The sequence below is a fragment of the Nostoc sp. genome, assembly GCF_036917655.1.
Taxonomy (GTDB): domain Bacteria; phylum Cyanobacteriota; class Cyanobacteriia; order Cyanobacteriales; family Nostocaceae; genus Nostoc.
Genome location: NZ_JBALCY010000065.1, coordinates 216,573 through 236,504 on the forward strand (window position 1 = coordinate 216,573; position 19,932 = coordinate 236,504).

12 protein-coding genes are annotated in these 19,932 nt (G+C 43.1%); 5 read left to right on the top strand and 7 right to left on the bottom strand.

The genetic code is table 11. From position 1 onward, the window contains the following. The first annotated feature begins 520 nt into the window (after positions 1 to 520). The 3 genes from V7K30_RS22795 to V7K30_RS22805 all read left to right on the top strand — a co-directional run bounded on the left by V7K30_RS22795 (position 521) and on the right by V7K30_RS22805 (position 2,251). Positions 521 to 1,105, top strand: a complete 585-nt coding sequence (locus tag V7K30_RS22795) for a hypothetical protein (RefSeq protein WP_335003129.1) — start codon at positions 521 to 523, stop codon at positions 1,103 to 1,105. Between the two features lie 106 nt (positions 1,106 to 1,211). Continuing rightward, complete coding sequence (locus V7K30_RS22800) at positions 1,212 to 1,553, top strand: hypothetical protein (RefSeq protein ID WP_335003131.1); 342 nt, start codon at positions 1,212 to 1,214, stop codon at positions 1,551 to 1,553. Then, a complete protein-coding gene (locus V7K30_RS22805) occupies positions 1,553 to 2,251 on the top strand; it encodes a DUF6745 domain-containing protein (RefSeq protein ID WP_335003133.1) in 699 nt (232 codons plus the stop codon). Before V7K30_RS22800 ends, V7K30_RS22805 begins: the two co-directional genes overlap by 1 nt. A gap of 104 nt (positions 2,252 to 2,355) precedes the next feature. On the opposite strand, the gene V7K30_RS22810 is transcribed toward V7K30_RS22805, so the two are convergent. After that, entirely contained in the window at positions 2,356 to 4,209 is a 1,854-nt protein-coding gene (locus V7K30_RS22810) for a vWA domain-containing protein (RefSeq protein WP_335003134.1), read from the bottom strand. A gap of 310 nt (positions 4,210 to 4,519) precedes the next feature. Here V7K30_RS22810 and V7K30_RS22815 point away from each other — a divergent pair, with 310 nt between their 5' ends. Continuing rightward, positions 4,520 to 4,879: a Rieske (2Fe-2S) protein gene (locus V7K30_RS22815; protein WP_179068165.1), complete on the top strand. Its 360-nt coding sequence runs from the start codon at positions 4,520 to 4,522 to the stop codon at positions 4,877 to 4,879. A gap of 584 nt (positions 4,880 to 5,463) precedes the next feature. On the opposite strand, the gene V7K30_RS22825 is transcribed toward V7K30_RS22815, so the two are convergent. Then, positions 5,464 to 5,982, bottom strand: a complete 519-nt coding sequence (locus tag V7K30_RS22825; RefSeq protein WP_335003136.1) for a GNAT family N-acetyltransferase — start codon at positions 5,980 to 5,982, stop codon at positions 5,464 to 5,466. 1,078 nt (positions 5,983 to 7,060) lie between these two features. On the opposite strand from V7K30_RS22825, the gene V7K30_RS22830 reads away from it, so the two are divergent. After that, the gene (locus V7K30_RS22830) at positions 7,061 to 12,718 is read left to right on the top strand and encodes a PAS domain S-box protein (protein WP_335003138.1); all 5,658 of its coding nucleotides are present in this window, start codon (positions 7,061 to 7,063) and stop codon (positions 12,716 to 12,718) included. Positions 12,719 to 13,092: 374 nt separating this feature from the next. Here V7K30_RS22830 and V7K30_RS22835 read toward each other — a convergent pair whose 3' ends face one another. From V7K30_RS22835 to V7K30_RS22855, 5 genes are all read right to left on the bottom strand, one after another. Further along, positions 13,093 to 13,485, bottom strand: coding sequence for an endonuclease domain-containing protein (locus V7K30_RS22835; protein ID WP_335003140.1), 393 nt, complete (start codon positions 13,483 to 13,485; stop codon positions 13,093 to 13,095). A gap of 321 nt (positions 13,486 to 13,806) precedes the next feature. Continuing rightward, a complete protein-coding gene (locus V7K30_RS22840) occupies positions 13,807 to 15,114 on the bottom strand; it encodes a CO2 hydration protein (RefSeq protein ID WP_335003142.1) in 1,308 nt (435 codons plus the stop codon). A gap of 134 nt (positions 15,115 to 15,248) precedes the next feature. After that, a complete protein-coding gene (locus tag V7K30_RS22845) occupies positions 15,249 to 16,745 on the bottom strand; it encodes an NADH-quinone oxidoreductase subunit M (RefSeq protein ID WP_335003144.1) in 1,497 nt (498 codons plus the stop codon). 316 nt (positions 16,746 to 17,061) lie between these two features. Then, entirely contained in the window at positions 17,062 to 17,775 is a 714-nt protein-coding gene (locus tag V7K30_RS22850; RefSeq protein ID WP_335003146.1) for a carbonic anhydrase, read from the bottom strand. Positions 17,776 to 17,836: 61 nt separating this feature from the next. Further along, positions 17,837 to 19,714 carry an NAD(P)H-quinone oxidoreductase subunit F gene (locus tag V7K30_RS22855; protein ID WP_335003148.1) on the bottom strand — a complete coding sequence of 626 codons (1,878 nt, stop codon included), beginning with the start codon at positions 19,712 to 19,714 and terminating at the stop codon, positions 17,837 to 17,839. Positions 19,715 to 19,932 lie beyond the last annotated feature (218 nt).

The following is a 19,932-nucleotide window of genomic DNA, read 5'->3' on the forward strand; positions in this document are numbered from 1 at the left end:
GATGGGAAAAACCGCATCATGTGTTGTGTTCCCGTAGCGGGCGCTTTGCGCTTACGTTTAGTTTATAGAAGCTTCTTATTTCATGTGTTATCTGTGTATTACGGCATTAAAAAGATACAGCTTAAACAGAATGTAATCTCTATAAGTACAGTTTTGCGTAAAAGCGTAGTCTTTTTAATGCAAGCCGACACATTCACAATGTCAGCCGACGCATTCACAATGCAAGCCGACGCATTCACAATGCAAGCCAACGCATTCACAATATAAGCTGACGTATTAACAATGCATAAGAATGCATTGGGATTGTAGGGTATTGCCAAATTTAATTTGCTACGAATTAATCAAATGCTGTACTAAATTTATACAAGCCTTCGATTCGTCTTTCTACAAAAGAGGAATTTAAAGTCAGGTTACTTTAAAAATCTTCATTATTAATAGGGGCGTATAGCTTCCATCCCGATGAAAGATTTGTATTCCATACCACTGAAAAACGCTATAACATCATTAGAACTTGAGAAAGATGTTTTATTTTCCGGCTGAGTATTTTCTACAGGTGTACTCTTTACCCCTGATTGCTGAAGTGAGATTTCAAAAAGACTACTTTTCTGAGTATCCTGAACAAATTCGCGTTAGCAGCGATGCCAACGGCGGGCTACGCCTACGCACTGCTATATTCTACACTCGTAAGCCTGGATACTATGCAATACATTACAATCAACGCAGCAGCGTGGCATCAGGAGCAATTTTACAACTTAACGACGGTGCGATCGCAGTTTTTCCAGGCGAACCCAATCAATCAGAACAGAGGACACTAAGTCCAATTTACACACTACAATCCAATGGTTCCCTAGCAGTACCAACTGGACTGGTTTTCATCCGCTTTGCTGAAGGCGTTGATGTGGAGTCCCAGCGCGAGGTAATAAATCGAGCGGGTTACGAAATAGCGCAAAGCCTTGGCTATGCACCTCACGCCGCTTGGTTGCGGGCCCAATCAGGTAATATTGCTGATGCGATCGCTGGCATTCCTCAGTTAGAAGCGATACCTAAAGTTGAGAATATCGAACCTCAGATGCTTATGGAAAGAGGTTTGAGACTAGGGCGTTGATTTTGTCGCATATTTACTGTGTTGAGTGTTAAACATGGCTCAAAAGCCCAAAAATAGTATAGTACATATGTATGCATGATGCGTAAGTCCTAGTTATAATGAAAAGATGTCTAACCACAGCAATAACTCCCAAGCTAACCAAGCTACTATTCTCTACAGACATGGCGACGTTTTGATCAGACGTATTGTTACCTTACCTGTCGGTGCTCAGAGGCGTGTAGGTGCTACTCTGGCTCATGGTGAAATCACAGGACACAGCCATCGCATTCAGCAATCCCATGCTGTTCAGTTGTGGGTACATGGTAGTGACCTTTTTCTTGAGGTTAAAGAACCAAGTGCGACTTTAGTTCATGAAGAACATCGGGCGATTGAATTACCCCAAGGGCTTTACCGCGTCTGGAGACAACGTGAATATCGCCCTGATACTTACGTGGAGGTGATGGACTAATGCTCAAGTTCATGTCGAAGGGACGTGTGCCGAATAAACAAGTTTTGCAGCGTCCAAACGAAAGCCACGAGCCTGTATCGGCTGAACATGCTCGAAAACTCATCCTTGAGCATCGCGCCTGGGATGGTATGCGCGTTTTGGGTCATCTGGATTTAAGCGGTGCGTTGGATCTTTACAATCTACCTGAAAATCTCACCTGTGAAAGTATCGATATCAGCGACTGTGTAAACCTCACTACCCTTCCCCAAGGACTCCACGTCACTTATTGGATCGAGTTGGCCGGAAGTGGGATTACCAGTCTAGCTGCGGGACATGGTTTTGTCTGGCGCTGGCGAGGTGTGCAGGTGAACGATCGCATTGCCTTTGAATCCCAGTCTCTAACGGGGCAGGATATCCTCAATATAGAGAATGTTGAGTTGCGTCGCGTGCTGATTGAGCGTCTGGGATACGAGACATTTTTGCAGCAAGTGGGAGGGTTGATCCGCGATCGCGATCGAGACGCGGGTGGAGAACGTCAACTAGTCTACATTCCTTTTGAGGATGACGAGCCGCTTATGATTTTGAAAGTTACTTGTCCATCTACAGGACATATTCATGTCTTGCGCGTTCCCCCTGATATGCGAAATTGCCATCAGGCAGCCGCCTGGATTGCAGGTTTTAATAACCCAGATGATTATAACCCTGCGATCGAGGCTTGACACTCACCGCTGCTTTAAGAGCAAGGCTTGCTCTAATTCCCTCCTTTTTAAGGAGGGTTAGGGAGGATCAAGCCTTAACCCAAGCGTATGTCTACCCATCAATTTCAACTTGACACATTAGTAGTAGGTTGGACAAATCGCTTAATTTCACCACACGCAATATAGGATTTTCCATCAGGTGCTGTTTTGACCTCATCAACGAGGTAAAGCATTCCTTCCTCGCGAACCGATCGCGGAAAACGCATATTCCAATCCGGTTCATATCCGTCGGAAACCACCCTAGCACGGAGCTTGCTGCCATCTTTGACACACTGAACTAAAATGCTGTCCCCTACACTGTCAGTTGTGGGAAGATCGGCAGCACTGGCAGGGCCTTTGGAGGCTTTGCCTGTGTTAGTTAGATTCGATTGTCTAGGGGCAACGAAGATATCTGCTTCACCAAGTTGAGCAAAACGGTTGATATTGCCACGTACACGGTAGAAAGTGCCTTCGCTTGAGAGTTCCAGCCCTTCAACAACATAGCGTGCTCCCTCGGCCCGAATGGCCCGAGGAAACTGGATGTTCTTGGTTGAATCGTAGCCTTCGGAGATGACTTTGACGCGCAGTTTTCCCCCTTCCCGAACGCAGTGCAATTCAACACCTGAACCGACTTCTTTGACAATCGGCATCGCGTAGACTTCATCGCCAGCAGTGACACCGCGACCCACCAGATCGCTGCGATTGCGCGTCATCGTCTGGTAAGACTGATCCCGCATCTCTTTACGTCCGGCATTGCCTAGAGCTTTTTGGGCGATCCGACCCGCGAAATACTCAAGCTGATCGATCTCTTCAGCAATTTCAAAATTCTCATTCAACCCTTTATCGCGCAAATCTTTTACAAGCGCCCGGAGGGTTTGTTCAGCTTCCTGATGCTTGCCATGTTCAGCTAGATTAAGACCAGTCTCTTTGGCCTTAGCGATCGTGAGGCGACTCAGTTCAAGAATGATATGGCTTGTAGAGGCAAAAGCTGCTTCCTCAACGGTGCCAACTTTGGCAATAATATCTGTTGTCCCTGACACACTTTGAATCAGATCATTTTGCACAACATCGGCGCTGTAATGCAGTTTCATCACAGGTAACTCGCCAACTTGAGCGCTTGATATCACCAGACTTAATCCGAGAAGTTTGTCTTCGCCTTCGTAAAGCTCTCCCAAGGTGAGGACAGTTTGACCAGCGTTATTCTGGCTAACTTTAGCAAGACTTAAGGTATCAACAAGACTAACACCATCAGCCAACTCAAGTGTCACCAATAGATTCTGTCCCACTACTGCTCTGAGACTGTCTAGCTCAATACTAAACACTTCAGTTGCTTCGTCGATGCTCTGAATGAAGTAGAAGTTGCCCGTGGCGGCCCTTGCCATACCAATCAGCAGGTCTTCATTGAAACCCTGAGCAAAACCTAACGTAGTTGTGGTAATGCCTTCCTCAGCTTTTTGCCCCGATGTCGCTGTGAGTATCTTGGGGTCTTGAATGCCCATATTGGCGTGACCATCGGTAAGCAGGAGAACACGGTTGATTTTTTGCGGATCAAGTCGCGTCTTCACATGTTCACAGCCTTTGAGCCATCCCCCCGATAAGTTGGTAATACCCCCTGCTCTAACCTTGCGGATAGAATTTTTCAGTGTGGCTTTGTTAGTCACAGCTTGGGGTGGCACAACGCTGTCTACTTCATCGTCGTAAACAACTACTGAGAGAATGTCATCTGGCTCAAGTTGATCTACCACAGACTCAGCGGCTTTGAGTGCGTGATGCAAGGGGGCGCCTGCCATAGAGCCTGAACGGTCAATTACAAGAGAAAGGTTAAGGTTACGTCGGGGAGATTCAGCTATGTCAGCCCGAAAACGTAGCAAAATATTAGTTTTTAATGAAGATCCTGCGGGGAGGATAGACTGGTCAAATTCGTAACTTGTCTTAATCATTTTTTATATCCCTGAAAATTGTCTGTTATAAGCTACAAGCCCTATGATGCCAGGATAGGAAGTGCTCTTTTTAGTTTACCCAAAAATCAGTTTATTCAGTAACAAGATAGTATTTTGATGTAAGATTTTATAGTTTTGGCATCTCACCAGCGTCGCCTCTCGTAGAGGGAGCATGTCTTAGACATCGCTCTTTTAGGAAAAGTTTGTGATCTACTGACTTTATCGTTCCCCACTCCCAGTATTGAAAGGCGATCGCACTGGTCACAATTGCGGGAAACTGAAAGCAGATCTATTAGGAAAGGAGAACCTAATGAGCTGGACTAAAGTTCTTGCAGTTGAAGCACTTTCCCCAGGTGCGCGAGAAGTGGTGAAAGTAGGCAACCGGAAAATTCTGCTTTTGAATCACGAAAATCAGCTTTATGCTGTAGATAACACCTGTCCTCACTTAAAATTACCGCTGAAAAGTGGGAAAATCACTGAAAGTGGGGCAATTGTTTGTTCCTTCCATCACAGTGCTTTTGACTTGCGGACTGGTGAGGTAAAAGACTGGTGTTCCTGGCCCCCTGGTGTAGGTAAAGTACTCTCGTTGGTTTCACAACCAAAGACACTCCCAGTGTTTCCTATTCGTGTGGAAGAAGGCAGTATCTGGGTTGATGTGCAAGAGGAATAGCACCCTCTGGCTTAATTTACTGCCATTGGGCAAATATCTGAAGTTGCGAGTAGGCTACAAAATTTTACTCAAACTTTTTCCAACATTTTGCTCAAGCCTCATTCGATCAATATAGCCAAGAGTAAGAACATCTCAATTAGGCTATCCATTTTTTTTAGGAGTTAAACGACAAAAACCCCAGCCGATTAGTTTAGCTGGGGTTTCTATCAAAATTTTCCTAATACAGAAATATAGGAACTATTGAATGAGAGAATAGAACATCTTCTCAAGCAGTTTGAACGCTTTGTTGGAATGTAATATTGAGTTGTGTGTTACTGTTGCCAGCTTTTCTAGCAATCCTGAATCATTCGTGAGAAAATACTGAAGTAGGATAAAAGTTATGTTTGCTACAAAAATATAAGGTGTAGCAATGTGGATGCAATCATTGGAAGATTTTATCAAAAATAATCAAGACAAGCATGAAATCATCCGAGCAATAGCAGTCAAAATGCTGCTATGTGGATACAAACATAAAGAGATAATGCCAATACTGGGTGTTTCGTCTGGCTTGATCAGGACATCGAAAAAAGCGTGTTTTCAAAACATCACCGTTTTCGGTACTCTACTTCGTAGTTAAATTCATCTTGGTTAGACTGAATATTTTGAAAAAATGTCGAGCGGACAAATCCTAGATTATGTAATAAAGCAATAGAACGATGATTTCCTACATCAACGTAAGCGCAAAAATAAATATTTTGGTATGTCTTAACTAAAAAATTAATCATACAATTCACCGCTTCACGTGCATAACCTTTTCCCCAGAAATTAGGGAAAAACACATATCCCAGGATTGCACTATTATCTCCAGTAATTGTTGCTTGAATATATCCAACATAGCATTTCTCTATAAGAGAGTAGACAGCCCAATTCAACCAAATCTCCGTTCCATCTGGTGATTGACGACGTGCCAACACCATGTAGCGATCGCGAAGCGATTCAACGCTTTCTGGCGGCATATCTTCGATAAAGTCGTATATACTCGTACTCTGTAATCCATCAAAAAGCAGTTCGGCATGATCCGGTTCTAGTGGTTCTAAACAGAGTCGTTGAGAGTACATTTTCATTTTCTGATCTAGCCCTGCACTAACCCTCTTCTATGACTCTCACCAGATAAAAATCAGAAACCTATGTTGTCACTAGTTTCTATAAATCTAGGGGTAGGTTGGGTTGAGGAACGAAACCCAAGTCAAAAATTATTGATTTTGTTGGGGTTTCACGAATGTTCAACCCAACCTACAAATATTTGATTTTTTCAGAGTAATAAAAGAGCGCTAACAAGGTACACCGAACACCTTGGATTAACTCATCTTCAACAGATCCCTTTTTAATCTCTTACCTGTGTGTTATCTGTGTTTATGTGGTTAAAAAAATTACTTTTAAACCGCAGAGGCGCAGAGAACACAGAGAGAAAAAAGAGATTTTTGGAGTCACCTTGAAAGGGCTATTAGGCAGTGTACAAACTAATCCTAATGTGTATTACCCAAAATATCCGTTGCAAGCGCTGCTCACAACGCTGATTTAGTCGTATATTTACTGTGTTGGGTGTTATATATGGATCAAAAGCCCAAATTTTGTATAGTACTAGGACTTACGCAAACCTACACGCTGTAGGGGCAATTCATGAATTGCCCCTACCTGAAAATAAGTGTTTCGGCTATTGTTTGCGTAAGTCCTGAGTACTTATGTATGATGCGTAAATACTAACTTTTACATTCAGATTCTCCATCTAATGTTACTAGTTAACGATTGCCTCCGACACGCTAGGCGATCGCGCCATGCCCTCCTACTACATTTTCCGTCTGTTTTGTCAATCATATTCCGTGATTTATTTCTGTTATCCCCTCCGCGTTTGCCTTACACTTATGTTAAAAAAGATTCGGGTATTGCATAGCCTTTATGGGAGAGGCTAGCGCCCGCCGTAGGATGCCCGTTCGCAAGAGCGTCTCCTTTAGGAGAAGGGCTGTAGGGAGAAGATCGCACTGCTCTTTCTTTTTGATACCAATACTCTACACCTTACGCTGAAGTATGCTGGTAAGCGACGATAATTTTATTTACAATCTTGTAACAGAGTTTTGCCTTCTGATTTATGTTCGGTTTGATTCAATAATTTATTCCTGATTGACAATTAACTTAGTAACTGATATGGATGCTCAAAAAATAAAAATTTTATTAGTTGATGATAAGCTAGAGAATTTACATTTTTTATCAGACATCCTTCAACACCAAGGTTATCAGGTACAAAGTGTCCTTTCTGGACAAGTGGCAATCAATACGGCGCTAGCTTCTCCCCCTGATTTGATTTTGCTAGATGTTCTCATGTCACAGATGGATGGTTATGAAGTTTGTCAACATTTGAAAGCTAACCAGAAAACTCAAGATATTCCAATAATTTTTTTCGGTGTTTTAGATGAATTGTCTGAAAAAATAAACGTCTTTGATTTAGGCGATATTGACTATATTACTCAACCATTCCAAACTAAAGAAGTTTTATTACGCATACAAAATCAACTCACTCTTCAAGGGCTGAAAAAACAGTTAAAAGAACAAAATGCCCAACTACAAGAGGAGATTAAAGAGCGTCAACGGGTTGCTATTGAGTTAAATATTCGGAACAAACAAATAGAAGAAATTTTTAAAGAAATTCCCGTTAGCCTTGGCAAAGCCTTTTGTAGAGAAGTTTACCAAAGCGATGGCTACGCCAAAGCCGCTCTGAAGAAGAGTGAAAGTCAGTATCGCCACCTAGTTGAGACATCCCAGGATATGATCTGGTCGGTGGATATTGATGGACTAATTACCTTTGTCAACCCGGCAGTCAAGCAGATTTATGGCTACGAACCCCAGGAAATGATCGGGCGTGCCTTGACTGATTTCATCTCGCCTACACAAGTTGCTAAAGATAAAGTAGCCTTTGAGCGTGTTTTTCAGGGAAAGTCGATCTTCCAGCATGAAACGACCTGTATAGCTAAAGATGGTACTTTACTTTATCTAATGTTTAATGCGATCGCCTTACGCAACGAAGAGAGTCTAGTTGTAGGCATGACAGGCACTGCTAGTAATATTACACAGCGTCGAGGAGCAGAAAAATTACTCCAAGAAAGTGCGATTAAGCTCCGCAATCATAACCTAGTGCTAACCCAACTGGCACAAAATCAGACGCTTTATCAGGGTGACTTGAAAACAGCTTTGAGTAAAATCACAGAAACAGCTGTCAAAAATATTGGGGTGGAACGAACCAGTGTTTGGCTGTATGACAAAACAGGCACGAAAATCCGGTGTTTTGACCGATTTGAGGCCAGTCGCAATCAACATAGCGAAGGATTTTCCTTGATAGTAGCAGACTATCCAGCTTATTTTGCAGCTTTGCAGCAAGACCAACCAATCGCCGCAGATGATGCCCATACTGATCCCAGAACTAGAGAATTTTCTGCATTTTACTCAAGATTAAGCATTACCTCTATACTCCATACACCCATTAGGCTGGAGGGTAAGACCGTAGGAGTTTTATGTCTGGAGGCAGTGGGAGTTACTCATCATTGGACGCTAGAAGACCAAAATTTCGCTCGCTCTCTGGGCAATTTAGTATCTTTAGTGTTGGAGGCAAAAGAACGCCAACGCGCAGAAACAGCACGACGGGCTTCTGAAGAAAAGTTAGCATCAGCTTTTCGGTCATCTCCCGATCCAATTGCCTTAATTACTGTTCCCAACAACCGCTATGTCGAAGTTAACGACAGCTTTTGTCGGTTTTTTGGTTATTCTCGTTCTCAGGTTATTGACCGCACCGAGCAAGAATTGAATATTTGGGCGAATCCAGAAGAATATAATTTCCTCGCCCAGACGCTGCAACAAACTAAAGCTATCCGCAACTATGAGATTGATGTCTGCACTTCAACAGGAGAAATCAGGACGACACTGTTTAGTGCGGAAATGATCGAGATTGATGGGCAATGGTACGTACTGGGCACAGCGAAAGACATTACTGAACGCAAGCAGGCAGAAAATGAAAGCCGTTTGCTGTTGTTGACAACCCAAGCTATCACTAGCACCAGTGATGTTAATAGCGCTTTAGTAGTGGTCTTGCGCTTAATTTGTCATACCATTGGCTGGGATTTTGGTGAAGCATGGATATCTAATGAAGATGGTACTTTAGAACACAGTCTGCGCTGGTACGGTGAGGAAAGCAGTTTAGAAGAATTCTGCCGCCAAAGCCAAACTCTGAAATTTGCTCTGGGAGTTGGACTACCAGGAAGAGTTTGGCAAAGCCAGGAACCAGAATGGATAGAAGATGTTTCTCAAGTTACACAGCCAATTTTTTTGCGATCGCAACAAGCTGCCAAAGTAGGATTAAAAGCTGGTTTTGGTGTTCCCATACTGGCTGGGAACCAAGTATTAGCTGTTTTAGTGTTTTTTAAACGTGGCTCAGTATTGGTAGATAGACGTTTGCTCTTGCTAGTTAGTGCTGTTGCTGCTCAGTTAGGTGGGTTGATTCAGCGCAAAACCCTAGAACAAGAACTAGCACTCAGAGAAGCTCGCCTCAATGCCTTTTTTAGCAGTGCTCCTGTCGGCATGAACATTGTAGATAACCAGCTGCGGTTTGTGCAAATCAACCAACTGCTGGCGGAGATTAATGGACTACCTCAACAAGATCATATTGGCAAAACCATCCATGAAGTCTTACCCCACATCGCCCCCCTAGTGGAACCAATCTATCAACAGGTTCTGTTGACTGGTCAACCCATTCTCAATCAAGAATTAAGCGGCGCATCAATTAAACAACCAGATATTATCCGCCACTTCTTAGCTTCTTATTTTCCGATTCCTGGTGAGGACGATCGCCCCTCTGGTGTGGGAACAGTTTTAGTAGAAATTAGTTATCGCAAACGTGTCGAACAAGAACTGCGTTTAGCCAACGAACGGCTACAATATCTGCTTACATCTAGCCCTGTGGTTATTTATAGCAGCAAAAAAACCTTAGGAGATTTTAGCACTACCTTTATTAGTCAGAACGTTAAGGCAATGGTTGGGTACGAAGCGCGGGAATTTATCGAAAATCCCAGTTTCTGGCTCCATCACGTCCATCCAGAAGATGTTGAACTCATCTTGGGAAAATTTAAAGAACTTGTTGAACGGGAGTACAGCTCCTACGAATATCGGTGGCTACACGCTGACGGAACTTATCACTGGTTTTACGAAAAGATGAGGTTAATCCGTGACGAAGTTGGGAACGCTATAGAATATGTTGGTTATTGGGCAGACATCAACGATGCTAAACTGGCAGAACTGGCTTTGCAGTCAGGTAGGCAGCGATATCAACTTTTAGCAGAAGCTTCACCAGTTTGTATATTTAACGCAGATATAGATGGCAATTGGTTCTATTTAAATCAGCGCTGCACTCAGATTACCGGACTTTCATTACAAGAGTCTCTGGGGAAAGGTTGGACAAATGCTTTACATCCAGAAGACCGCGATCGCGTGTTGAGTTTATGGTATGAAGCAGCCGCCGGGAAAGTTCCATCCAATTGCGAGTATCGCTTCTTACATCAGGATGGGGCAGTTGTCTGGGTAATTGCTCAAGCATTGCCCGAAATTGGCGATCATGGAGAAATTAAAGGTTACATCGGTACAATTACAGATATTACCGAGAGAAAATTGGCAGAAGAAGCCTTGCGTGAGAGTGCAGAACGGGAAAGAGCGATCGCCCAAGTGATTCAAAGGATGCGCCAAACACTGGATTTAGAGACTATATTTGCAGCTACAACCCAAGAATTACGGCAAGTACTCAACTGCGATCGGGTTGTTGTCTATCGTTTCAATCCCCACTGGAGTGGCGAATTTGTCTCCGAGTCGGTGGGTAATGGTTGGATTTCTCTGATAGAAGAACACAACAATGACCCTCATCTCACAGAAGGTGTCTTACAAGACGACCGTTGCCTAGCTAAAATTTTGGATAGCGCGGATAGCCAGGTGGAAGATCCTTATGTGCAAGCAACTCAAGGTGCAAGTTTCCGCTGTGTCCCAGACATTTACAACGCTGGTTTTCATCCTTCTTATATCAACCTCTTAGAGCGCTTTCAGGCTAAAGCCTACATTATTGTCCCCATTTTATATGGTAGTCAGCTTTGGGGATTACTGGCGAGTTATCAAAATTCCGATCCCCGCCAATGGAAACCAGGAGAAATTAACATCGTAGTTCAAATTGGTAATCAGTTGGGTGTTGCTTTACAGCAGGCACAATTGCTGGCACAAACTCAAAGGCAGTCACAAGCATTGCAAGAAGCTGTGATTATAGCTGATGCTGCCAACCGCGCCAAAAGCGAATTCCTCGCCAACATGAGCCACGAACTGCGTACCCCACTCAACGCCATCCTCGGTTTTACCCAAGTCATGAGTCATGATCATGCTTTATCTACTGAACATCAGCAAAATCTAGCAATCATCAATCGTGCTGGCGAACATCTCCTCAACTTAATCAACGACATTTTGGAAATGTCTAAAATCGAAGCTGGGAGAATAACATTAAATCTCAATAGTTTTGACTTAATTCGCCTCTTAGAAAACCTCGAAGAGATGTTGCGCTTCCGCGCCACCTCCAAAGGATTAGAATTGGTCTTTGAATATACGTCTTACCTCCCCCAGTACGTCCAAGCTGACGAAAGTAAACTGCGTCAAGTGTTGCTTAACCTCTTGGGAAATGCAATCAAATTTACCGATACTGGGAGGGTGATGCTGTATGTAGGGGTGGGGGATGGGGAACAAGCAGAGGAGCAGAAGAAAATAATTAATGCCCAATCCCTAATCTTTGAGGTACAAGACACTGGTCGCGGTATTGCCCCACAAGAAATTGATTTGCTGTTTCAAGCTTTTGGGCAAACTGAAACCGGAAGGAAATCGCAACAGGGAACAGGACTAGGTTTAGCAATTAGCCGCAAATACGTGCAATTAATGGGGGGAGATATTAGCGTCTCCAGCATTATTGGCAAGGGAAGTAAATTTGCCTTTGATATTCAAATTGGTCTAGCCGCAGCCAGCGAGATCCAGATAAAGCAAATTAGACGCCAAGTTATTAGTTTAGCGCCTGATCAAAGCGAATACCGGATCTTGGTGGTTGATGACGCCACAGACAGCCGTTTAGTGCTAGTGAAAATTCTGACATCTATCGGCTTTGCAGTCCAGGAAGCAACAAATGGCACCGAAGCGATCGCACTTTGGCAGACATGGCAACCACACCTAATTTTAATGGATATGCGGATGCCGATTATGGACGGCTATGAAGCCACAACAATTATTAAAGCTAGAGAAGAAAGCTCAATCCCAAATCTCAGTTGCGCTGGAAGCACACCAAAGGTGCGACCCCAAATGCCAAATCGCAAGACTATTATCATTGCCTTAACTGCTAATGCCTTTGAGGAACAGCGAGAGGCAATGATCAAAGCGGGTTGTGATGATTATATTAACAAGCCTTTCCGTGAGGAAATATTACTAGAAAAATTGAACGAATATTTAGGAGTTCAATATATTTATCAAGAAGAAAGCTATCAGATAGCAAACGCAAACCAGCAGGAAATAGAATCAATGTTGACGCTTACGGATTTAGTGATTCTATTATCTGAAATGTCGCCTGAATGGGTGAAACAGGTATACACTGCCGCAGCCCAATGCAGTGATGACCTGATTTTAGAATTGATTGAGCAAATCCCTTCAAAAAATCCTGCGCTGCGAACTTTTATCAAGAATTTAGCTCATGATTTTCAGTTTGAGAAAATTATGGAATTGACGAGTATTGCAGGAGTATTATCCAGTTAATAATAATTGGAGATTGGGTAGCAATAATATCCCCCCTAGCCCCCCTTAAAAAGGGGGGGATAAGAGCAAGCCTTTTTGAATTAAGCCCCCCTTAAAAAGGGGGGTTGGGGGGATCTTCCGGGGCAAAATATCACTAATACTAAGCGTATTGCTTTTTAAAGGGGGTTGGAGGGATCTCAACTGAATGGCACTAAGATAAGCCCAAAGCCTTGTGTTGCTCGTTCCCAGCCTGGAGGCTGGGAATGTATTCCAAGAGGCTCTGCCTCTCGTCAAGAAAGAGGAGGCGGAGCCTCCCAGGATGGGTTCCCAGCCTTCAGGCTAGGAACCAGTCAGGGCAAGGGTTATATCTTAACTTAGTGCCATTCGGATCTCAACTAACTGTTAGTAAAAGTGATAACTTCCTCTATCTGTTGACACACACCTTCAAAATTGTTTAAAACATCATCATTGGTGAATCTTATCACCTTTAGTCTATAACCTTCTAGTATCGCTGTTCTTTCTGCATCATAATCTTTACCTTCATGTGTGAAATGGCTATCACCATAAACCTCAATCACTAATTTCAAGTTTGCACAGAAAAAATCAACAATAAAGTTATGAATTGGTCTTTGCCTTAAAAATCTAAATTTCAAGTTTTTTAAGTAGTTGTTCCACAGCTTTTTCTCTGCTGGGGTCATGTTTTTTCGTAGCTCCTTTGCCCTTTCCACAAGTTTCGGGTTGTAGGGTAAGTGAAAATCTGGGTGGAGTAAGCTTTTTTGTCTAGACATTTGTGGATACGGGTGAAGATCCCCCCTAATATCATGTCCGGGTAATTCGTTGTGATTCCCATAGTCATTGCACCCCACCCCTTAATCCCCTCCCCGCTCTTCGGGAGGGGAGACAAAGCATAGCTTTGGCGGGGTGGGGTTCTTCGGGTTTAATAAGCAATCAAGCGGACATGATATAACCCCACTTAAAAAGGGGGGGATTTGAATGTTTAATTTCTTAAGGGCGTGATTTTAATCTATTCCACAGATATTATCAAGAGAAACTGTAAATCCACTATTAGTAAAAAAAGCCCCCTTTTTAAGGGGGATTGGGAGGATCTCTTATCTATAATCTTGCTTTTGAATACTCCCCAAACGTGCAGCATCACGAATATTGTAGTCGGGTCGAGTAAAACGATTTAGCTGCATTTCAAAAAAATCTCGATTGGCTTGTAAATGCTTGGGATTTGGGTCATCTAATGGATATAAAAGTGCAGTTCGCAAGGCTTGAATTACCGCAGAAGTGACACAGTACATTGACCGTTGAAAACTAACTCCCAACTGAATCAACATATCTTCTTCACCTCGGCAATGTTGGCTGTAGTAATCAACAAGATATGGTGGCAAAAAATGCTGCATATCTTGCATTAATAATGTTGGGGGAATGCCAGCAGTACCCACTGGAAATACATCAGCGTAAAGAATACCATAGTGAAAGTCTTTCTGATCTTCCGGTACTTGACGCGCTTGAGCATTATAAGATTTTGTCCCTCGGAAGGGTGCAGTGCGGTAGAAAACTGCTTCTACATAGGGTAATGCGGCTTCATATAGCCACATGAAACCCTTGGATTTGGGGATAATTTCGTAGCATTCACCACGAATATAAACGTGATGGTAAATGGGACGACCTGCGATCGCAAATATACCATTAACTAAGAAACTCATCGCCTCTGGGACGCTGGTAATCGTGCCTTCGTCATAGCGGTCGGACATTTCAAAGAATACCGGGGCCATAACTTCCCAGAATAAGCCCAGATTAGCGTAGTATGACATCTGGCGACACTGTTCCAAAAACATATCTGGGAACAGCTTGTACAGTCCCAGCATGACGGGGTTGCCTTGGAAATAAGCTTTAATTGCCCTGTCAGCGTTGGCTTTGTATTCTTCTGAGTCTAGGTAAGGGTCAAATTGCCCACCCATCCCTCTATGCCACAGCATCGCCCGCATACAAGCTTCCGCAAATTCCATGTTAATGCGATCGTGGAACAAGTGGTGCAGCAACTTTGGCATTTTGAAAGTTTCACCCTTCTCAATAAATGCCAAAAGTTCTGGATGTGCATTAGCTTCGCCGCGCCAAATTCGTAAATCGGCATCATCACCAGCGTAATGATTATGCAGTTCTAAATACTCTTTGGGTAAGAAGTATTTAAAGAAGGGAAGCGGGTTTAAAAATTCGCGTTCGGCAATATAAAGTAGGTCACGCCAGTAAAAATCCATCGGTACAGCATAAGCTTTATATAAACCGATGATTTGCATCAAATTTTCTGGAGTATCGGGTAACATTGCACCGCCCGCTTCTAAGCGGTGGATTACTTCGGCAAATTCGTGTTTGGAAGGAGGTAATTTAATTGCTGTTTTAATTGCTGTCATGGTAATCGGAAATTGGTAGAGACGCGATTTATCGCGTCTGGGGGATAGGTTTTGAGACGCGATAAATTGCGTGTGGGGGGATAGGTTTTGAGACGCGATAAATCGCCGTCTCTACAAGTGTTTTGATGTATTTTCTATTTCAGCGCTACTTGAGAGATTACGGTTTTTTCTAAGGAGGGAATTGCAGCCACCATTGTTGTAGTTGTGGATTCACTCCAACGCACTAACCAAGTGGGTTGTACTCCTAAAAAGATGATGAAAGCTGCCAAAATTAAAGCTGGGATTTTCTCAGACCATAAAACTTTGGGATAGTAGGCGAAGTTATCGAGTCTGCCAAAACAGGTACGGTTGAGGAGGATAACGAAATAAACTGCGGTTAATCCACTAGCGACTACACACAAAATTGTCGAGATGGGAAAGACAGAGAAACTGCCTTGAAAGACGATAAATTCGGCGATGAATCCTGTTAAACCGGGAATACCAGCACTAGCCATACCGCTTAAAACTAGTAAGGCACTAATTAGAGGTAAGCCGCGTATAGGACTCATCAAACCATTGAGTTTATCTAACTCGCGGGTGCCGACTTTGGCTTCCACTACTCCCACCAAGTGAAAGAGAATCGCCAGGATGATGCCGTGGCTAAACATTTGGGCTACTGCCCCAACGAGTGCTAAGGGAGTACTGGCGGCAGCAGCTAGCAATACATAGCCCATGTGACCGATGGAACTGTATGCTACCATGCGCTTGATATCTTTTTGAGCGATCGCAATTACTGCCGCATAGATAGCGCTGACTGCTCCCCAAATTGCCAGAGTCGGTGCAATAATACTCCAAGCATGGGGAAACATACCCAACCCAAATCGCAGCAATCCATAGGTTCCCAGCTTTGCTAACACACCACCAAGAAGAATGGCTATTGGTGCTGAAGCCTCAACGTAAGCATCCGGTAGCCAAGTATGGAAGGGAACCAAGGGAATTTTGATGCCAAAACCTAATACTATTCCTGCTAGTAAAAGGATTTGCTTTGCTGTTGACAGATTTTCTGTAGAGACTGCATCAAAAGCAAAATTGGTAGAACCACTCAACCACACCATACCCAAGAATGTCGCCAGAATTAATGCTCCCGAAACGGCAGTATAAATCAGGAATTTAATCCCAGCATAACTGCGTTTTTCCCCTCCCCAAATGGAGATGAGTAAGTAGAAAGGGATTAATTCTAGTTCGTAAAATAAGAAGAATAGCAGCAAGTTCTCTGCTAAAAAAGCACCTGCAACTCCTCCACTCACGAATAAAATCATCGAGTAGAACAGCCGAGGACGTTCAGTTTCTTTACTACTGCTGTAAATAGCAATCCAGGTGAGCAGGCTATTTAACACCAACATCAATATAGAAAGCCCATCAACACCTAATTGATAGCTCAAGCCAAGGGTTTCATTCCAGGGTAAATACTCTTTAAATTGCATTTCTGGATTGCTGATATCAAATTTTAGCAGGAGAAAAAGGTTCCAGAATAAAACTACCCCAGAACAAACTAATGCTGTTAAACGAATGCGATGTTTAGGGATATTTAGAGGTAGTACCGCGATGAAAATAGCAGCGAAAATCGGGAGCCAAATCAAAACACTTAACATGGTAATTTTGTCCTTTGTCTTTTCCTCGTTCCCAGTCTCAGACTGGGAATGCAAATTCAGAGGCGGAGCCTCTATAATTCAATTCGCTTGCAATACTGTTCGGTTAAGGCAAGAGACGCGATAAATCGCCGTCTTTACAATAATTAGTCCTTCGTCTTGACGGCGATTTATCGCGTCTTTGGGTCTATTATTTTCATCAAATAACCTTAACCGAACCGTATTGAATCCGCTTGGGTTAGCACCAAAAGCCTATAATTGGCGGCAGAGCCGCAATGAGGTGCATTTCCAGTCTCGGACTGAGAATGAGATTTAAAAGCTAACCGACTATACTGATTCTGCCAGTATCTAAATCGTAATAAGCTCCGACTATTGTCAGCTTTTCTGCACTGATTAAGTCAGATAAAACTGTGGATGATTTCAATTTTTTAATTTGTGACAAAATATTTGCTTTACAGGCGTTTTCTACCTTATCTCCTGATTGCTCTTTTGTACTTTCTACGCTTGGTCTAATTGCCTCAAGTAAACTGCCAATTTGTCCTGGTACTTGAGCGCCTTTGATCGCAGCATCTACCGCACCACATCTTTCATGTCCCACTACCATGATGACTTTAGAACCTAATACTAAACTGCCAAATTCTAGGCTACCAATTTCTTCTCGTGTAGCAATATTACCAGCTACACGGCAGACAAATAAATCTCCAAGTCCTTGGTCAAAAACAATCTCTGAAGGCACTCGTGAATCTGCACAACTGAGAATAGAAGCAAAGGGTTTTTGACCTTTGGCAACTTCGACTAAACGTGAATAGGTTTGATGAGGACTTTTACGTTTCCTTTTGGCAAATCTTTCATTGCCATCTAATAATTCTTGCAATGCCTTATCGGGAGTAATATCATCTTCTGCCAAGGCTTTTTGTGACGCCAGTAAGTTTGAACCTATTCCGGCTGTCAATACACCTGTACCGATCGCACCTGCACCGAATTTGAATAAACTTCTTCTGGAAAGATTGATTTGGTGATGTTGTCTGCTCATGGAATTATCCTGCAAATTTTAAACTAAACTGTCTGCTTGCTTGTAATAAAACGGTATTTAACTACCCAACTGTTGAAATTTGAGAAATCACATTTAAAAACTGCACTCCCCAAAATGGCCAAGTTACCCACATTCCTAAAACGCTCACTCCTAGAAGAACAGTTAAGGCATAAAACTGGGTTTGTCCAGAAGTGCTGTATTTGAGACTTTCACTACCTAATAGGGAAAATAAACCAACTAAATTAACGATGCCATCAACTACAAAGCGGTCAATCATATCGGCAATTTGGGAAATTTTGGCAATGCTGAAAATAATGGTCATCCGATAGAGTTTGGGAGTATAAAAGTCGTATGCTAGCAAGTCTTGGAAACCTTTCCAAGGGAGACGAATCGGTTTAGGAATATTGCCTAAATAAATCATGCCAGTGATGCTGCAACTGAAAATACTCGACCAAATTAAAAGTAGTGCAACATATTTATTTAGAGTTACCCAATCGGGTAAAAGTGATAAGCTTTGCAACACCAAAGGAAGATGTAGACTCAGGGCAAGTAATATTATCATTGGCAGAATCATTGGCCAGTGAGCTTCAGGCGATCGCTCGGTCATCTGTTTAGGTTTACCAGCAAAAATTAAACCGAATTCTCTGGTTAAACTCACGGCTGTCAAAGCATTTACCATTATCACTATTCCCACTAACCAAGGTTGCGTTTCCCACAACGCATCGGCTAATTCTATCAGCGCCCAAAAACTACCCAAGGGGGGAAAACCAATTAACCCCAAAGTCCCGACGATAAAGGCTATTCCTGAAATCGGGCGGCGTGTCCACAGTCCGCCTAATTGGGTGACATCTTGGGTGATGCTATTCCAGATAATTCCCCCAGTACTCATTACCAACAGTGCTGCCGATATAGCATGGGTGAGTACTAACAACAGTGCTGCTTCGTCTTGCTGCACTCCCACAGCAATGAACACTAAACCCATGTATGCACTGACAGAATAGGATTGACAGCGTTTGAGATCAATTTGAGCGATCGCAATTAAAGAAGCACCCACGGCTGTCACCGCACCAATTCCCACCATCGCCGAGGAAACTATGGGCGACAAGCTTAACACAGGTTGCAGTTTAATCAGCACCCATGCACCACTAGCGACTACTACCGAGTTCCGCAAAATTGTACTAGGGACAGGGCCTTCCATCGCTTCATCTAGCCATAGATGCAGGGGGAACTGGGCGCATTTACCCATCGGCCCGGCAATTAAGGCTAAACCTACGAGTGCCATTGTTGTCGGGTTAACATTTGCAGTAGCCGCCCACTGACTTAGTTCTGTATAATTCCAAGTTCCAGCGAGAGGCCATAATGCCAATACGCCCATCAGCAAGAATAAGTCTCCCACCCGCTTGGTTAAAAAAGCATCTCTTGCACCTGAGACTACCAACGGCTGACTAAACCATAAGCCGACTAGCAGGTAGGTTCCCAGCGTGAGGACTTCCAAAATTATATAACTGAAGAACAAGTTATTACACAGAGCAAGGGCGCATAGTCCTGCTTCAAATAATCCCAACAAAGAATAGAAGCGTCCCCAACCCCAATCCATCTCCATGTAGCCGATGGCATAAATCTGCGCCAGCAAGTTCAAGCCAGTAATCACAACTAAAGCACCGACAGTCACCGAGGAAATTTCCAAAGCAATGGTTAAGTCTAAACCAGCCGTAGATAACCAAGGAATAAATACATTTTGGGCTGGCTGATTCCAAGTTGCTTGTAAAGCGATCGCACTATGCCCAAACGCCAAAAATGTCATCACAAAGTTGACATAACCCGCCGGTCTTGGCCCTGTTTTGCGAATGATTCCGGGCGACCAAGGTACCGCTAAAAAGCCACCTATTAAGGCATAGCACGGAACTAGCCAAACAGTCTCTAGTAGAAACTGAGCCATCAAATTACCTCTATATTTTCATCAAAAGTTAGGGGTTTTGAATCAACTAGCGTTGATCCCTGTTAACCCGAGCGCAGAGCAGACAAATTTATCTTTATTTAATCTTGTTAGAAACAGCTTACCGTTATATCTGTCAAAATGGAATTACTTTATCTAAATAAATTTGAGATAATAACTCTAATTATTTCTTATATAAGAAACTATTCAAGTAACGAATA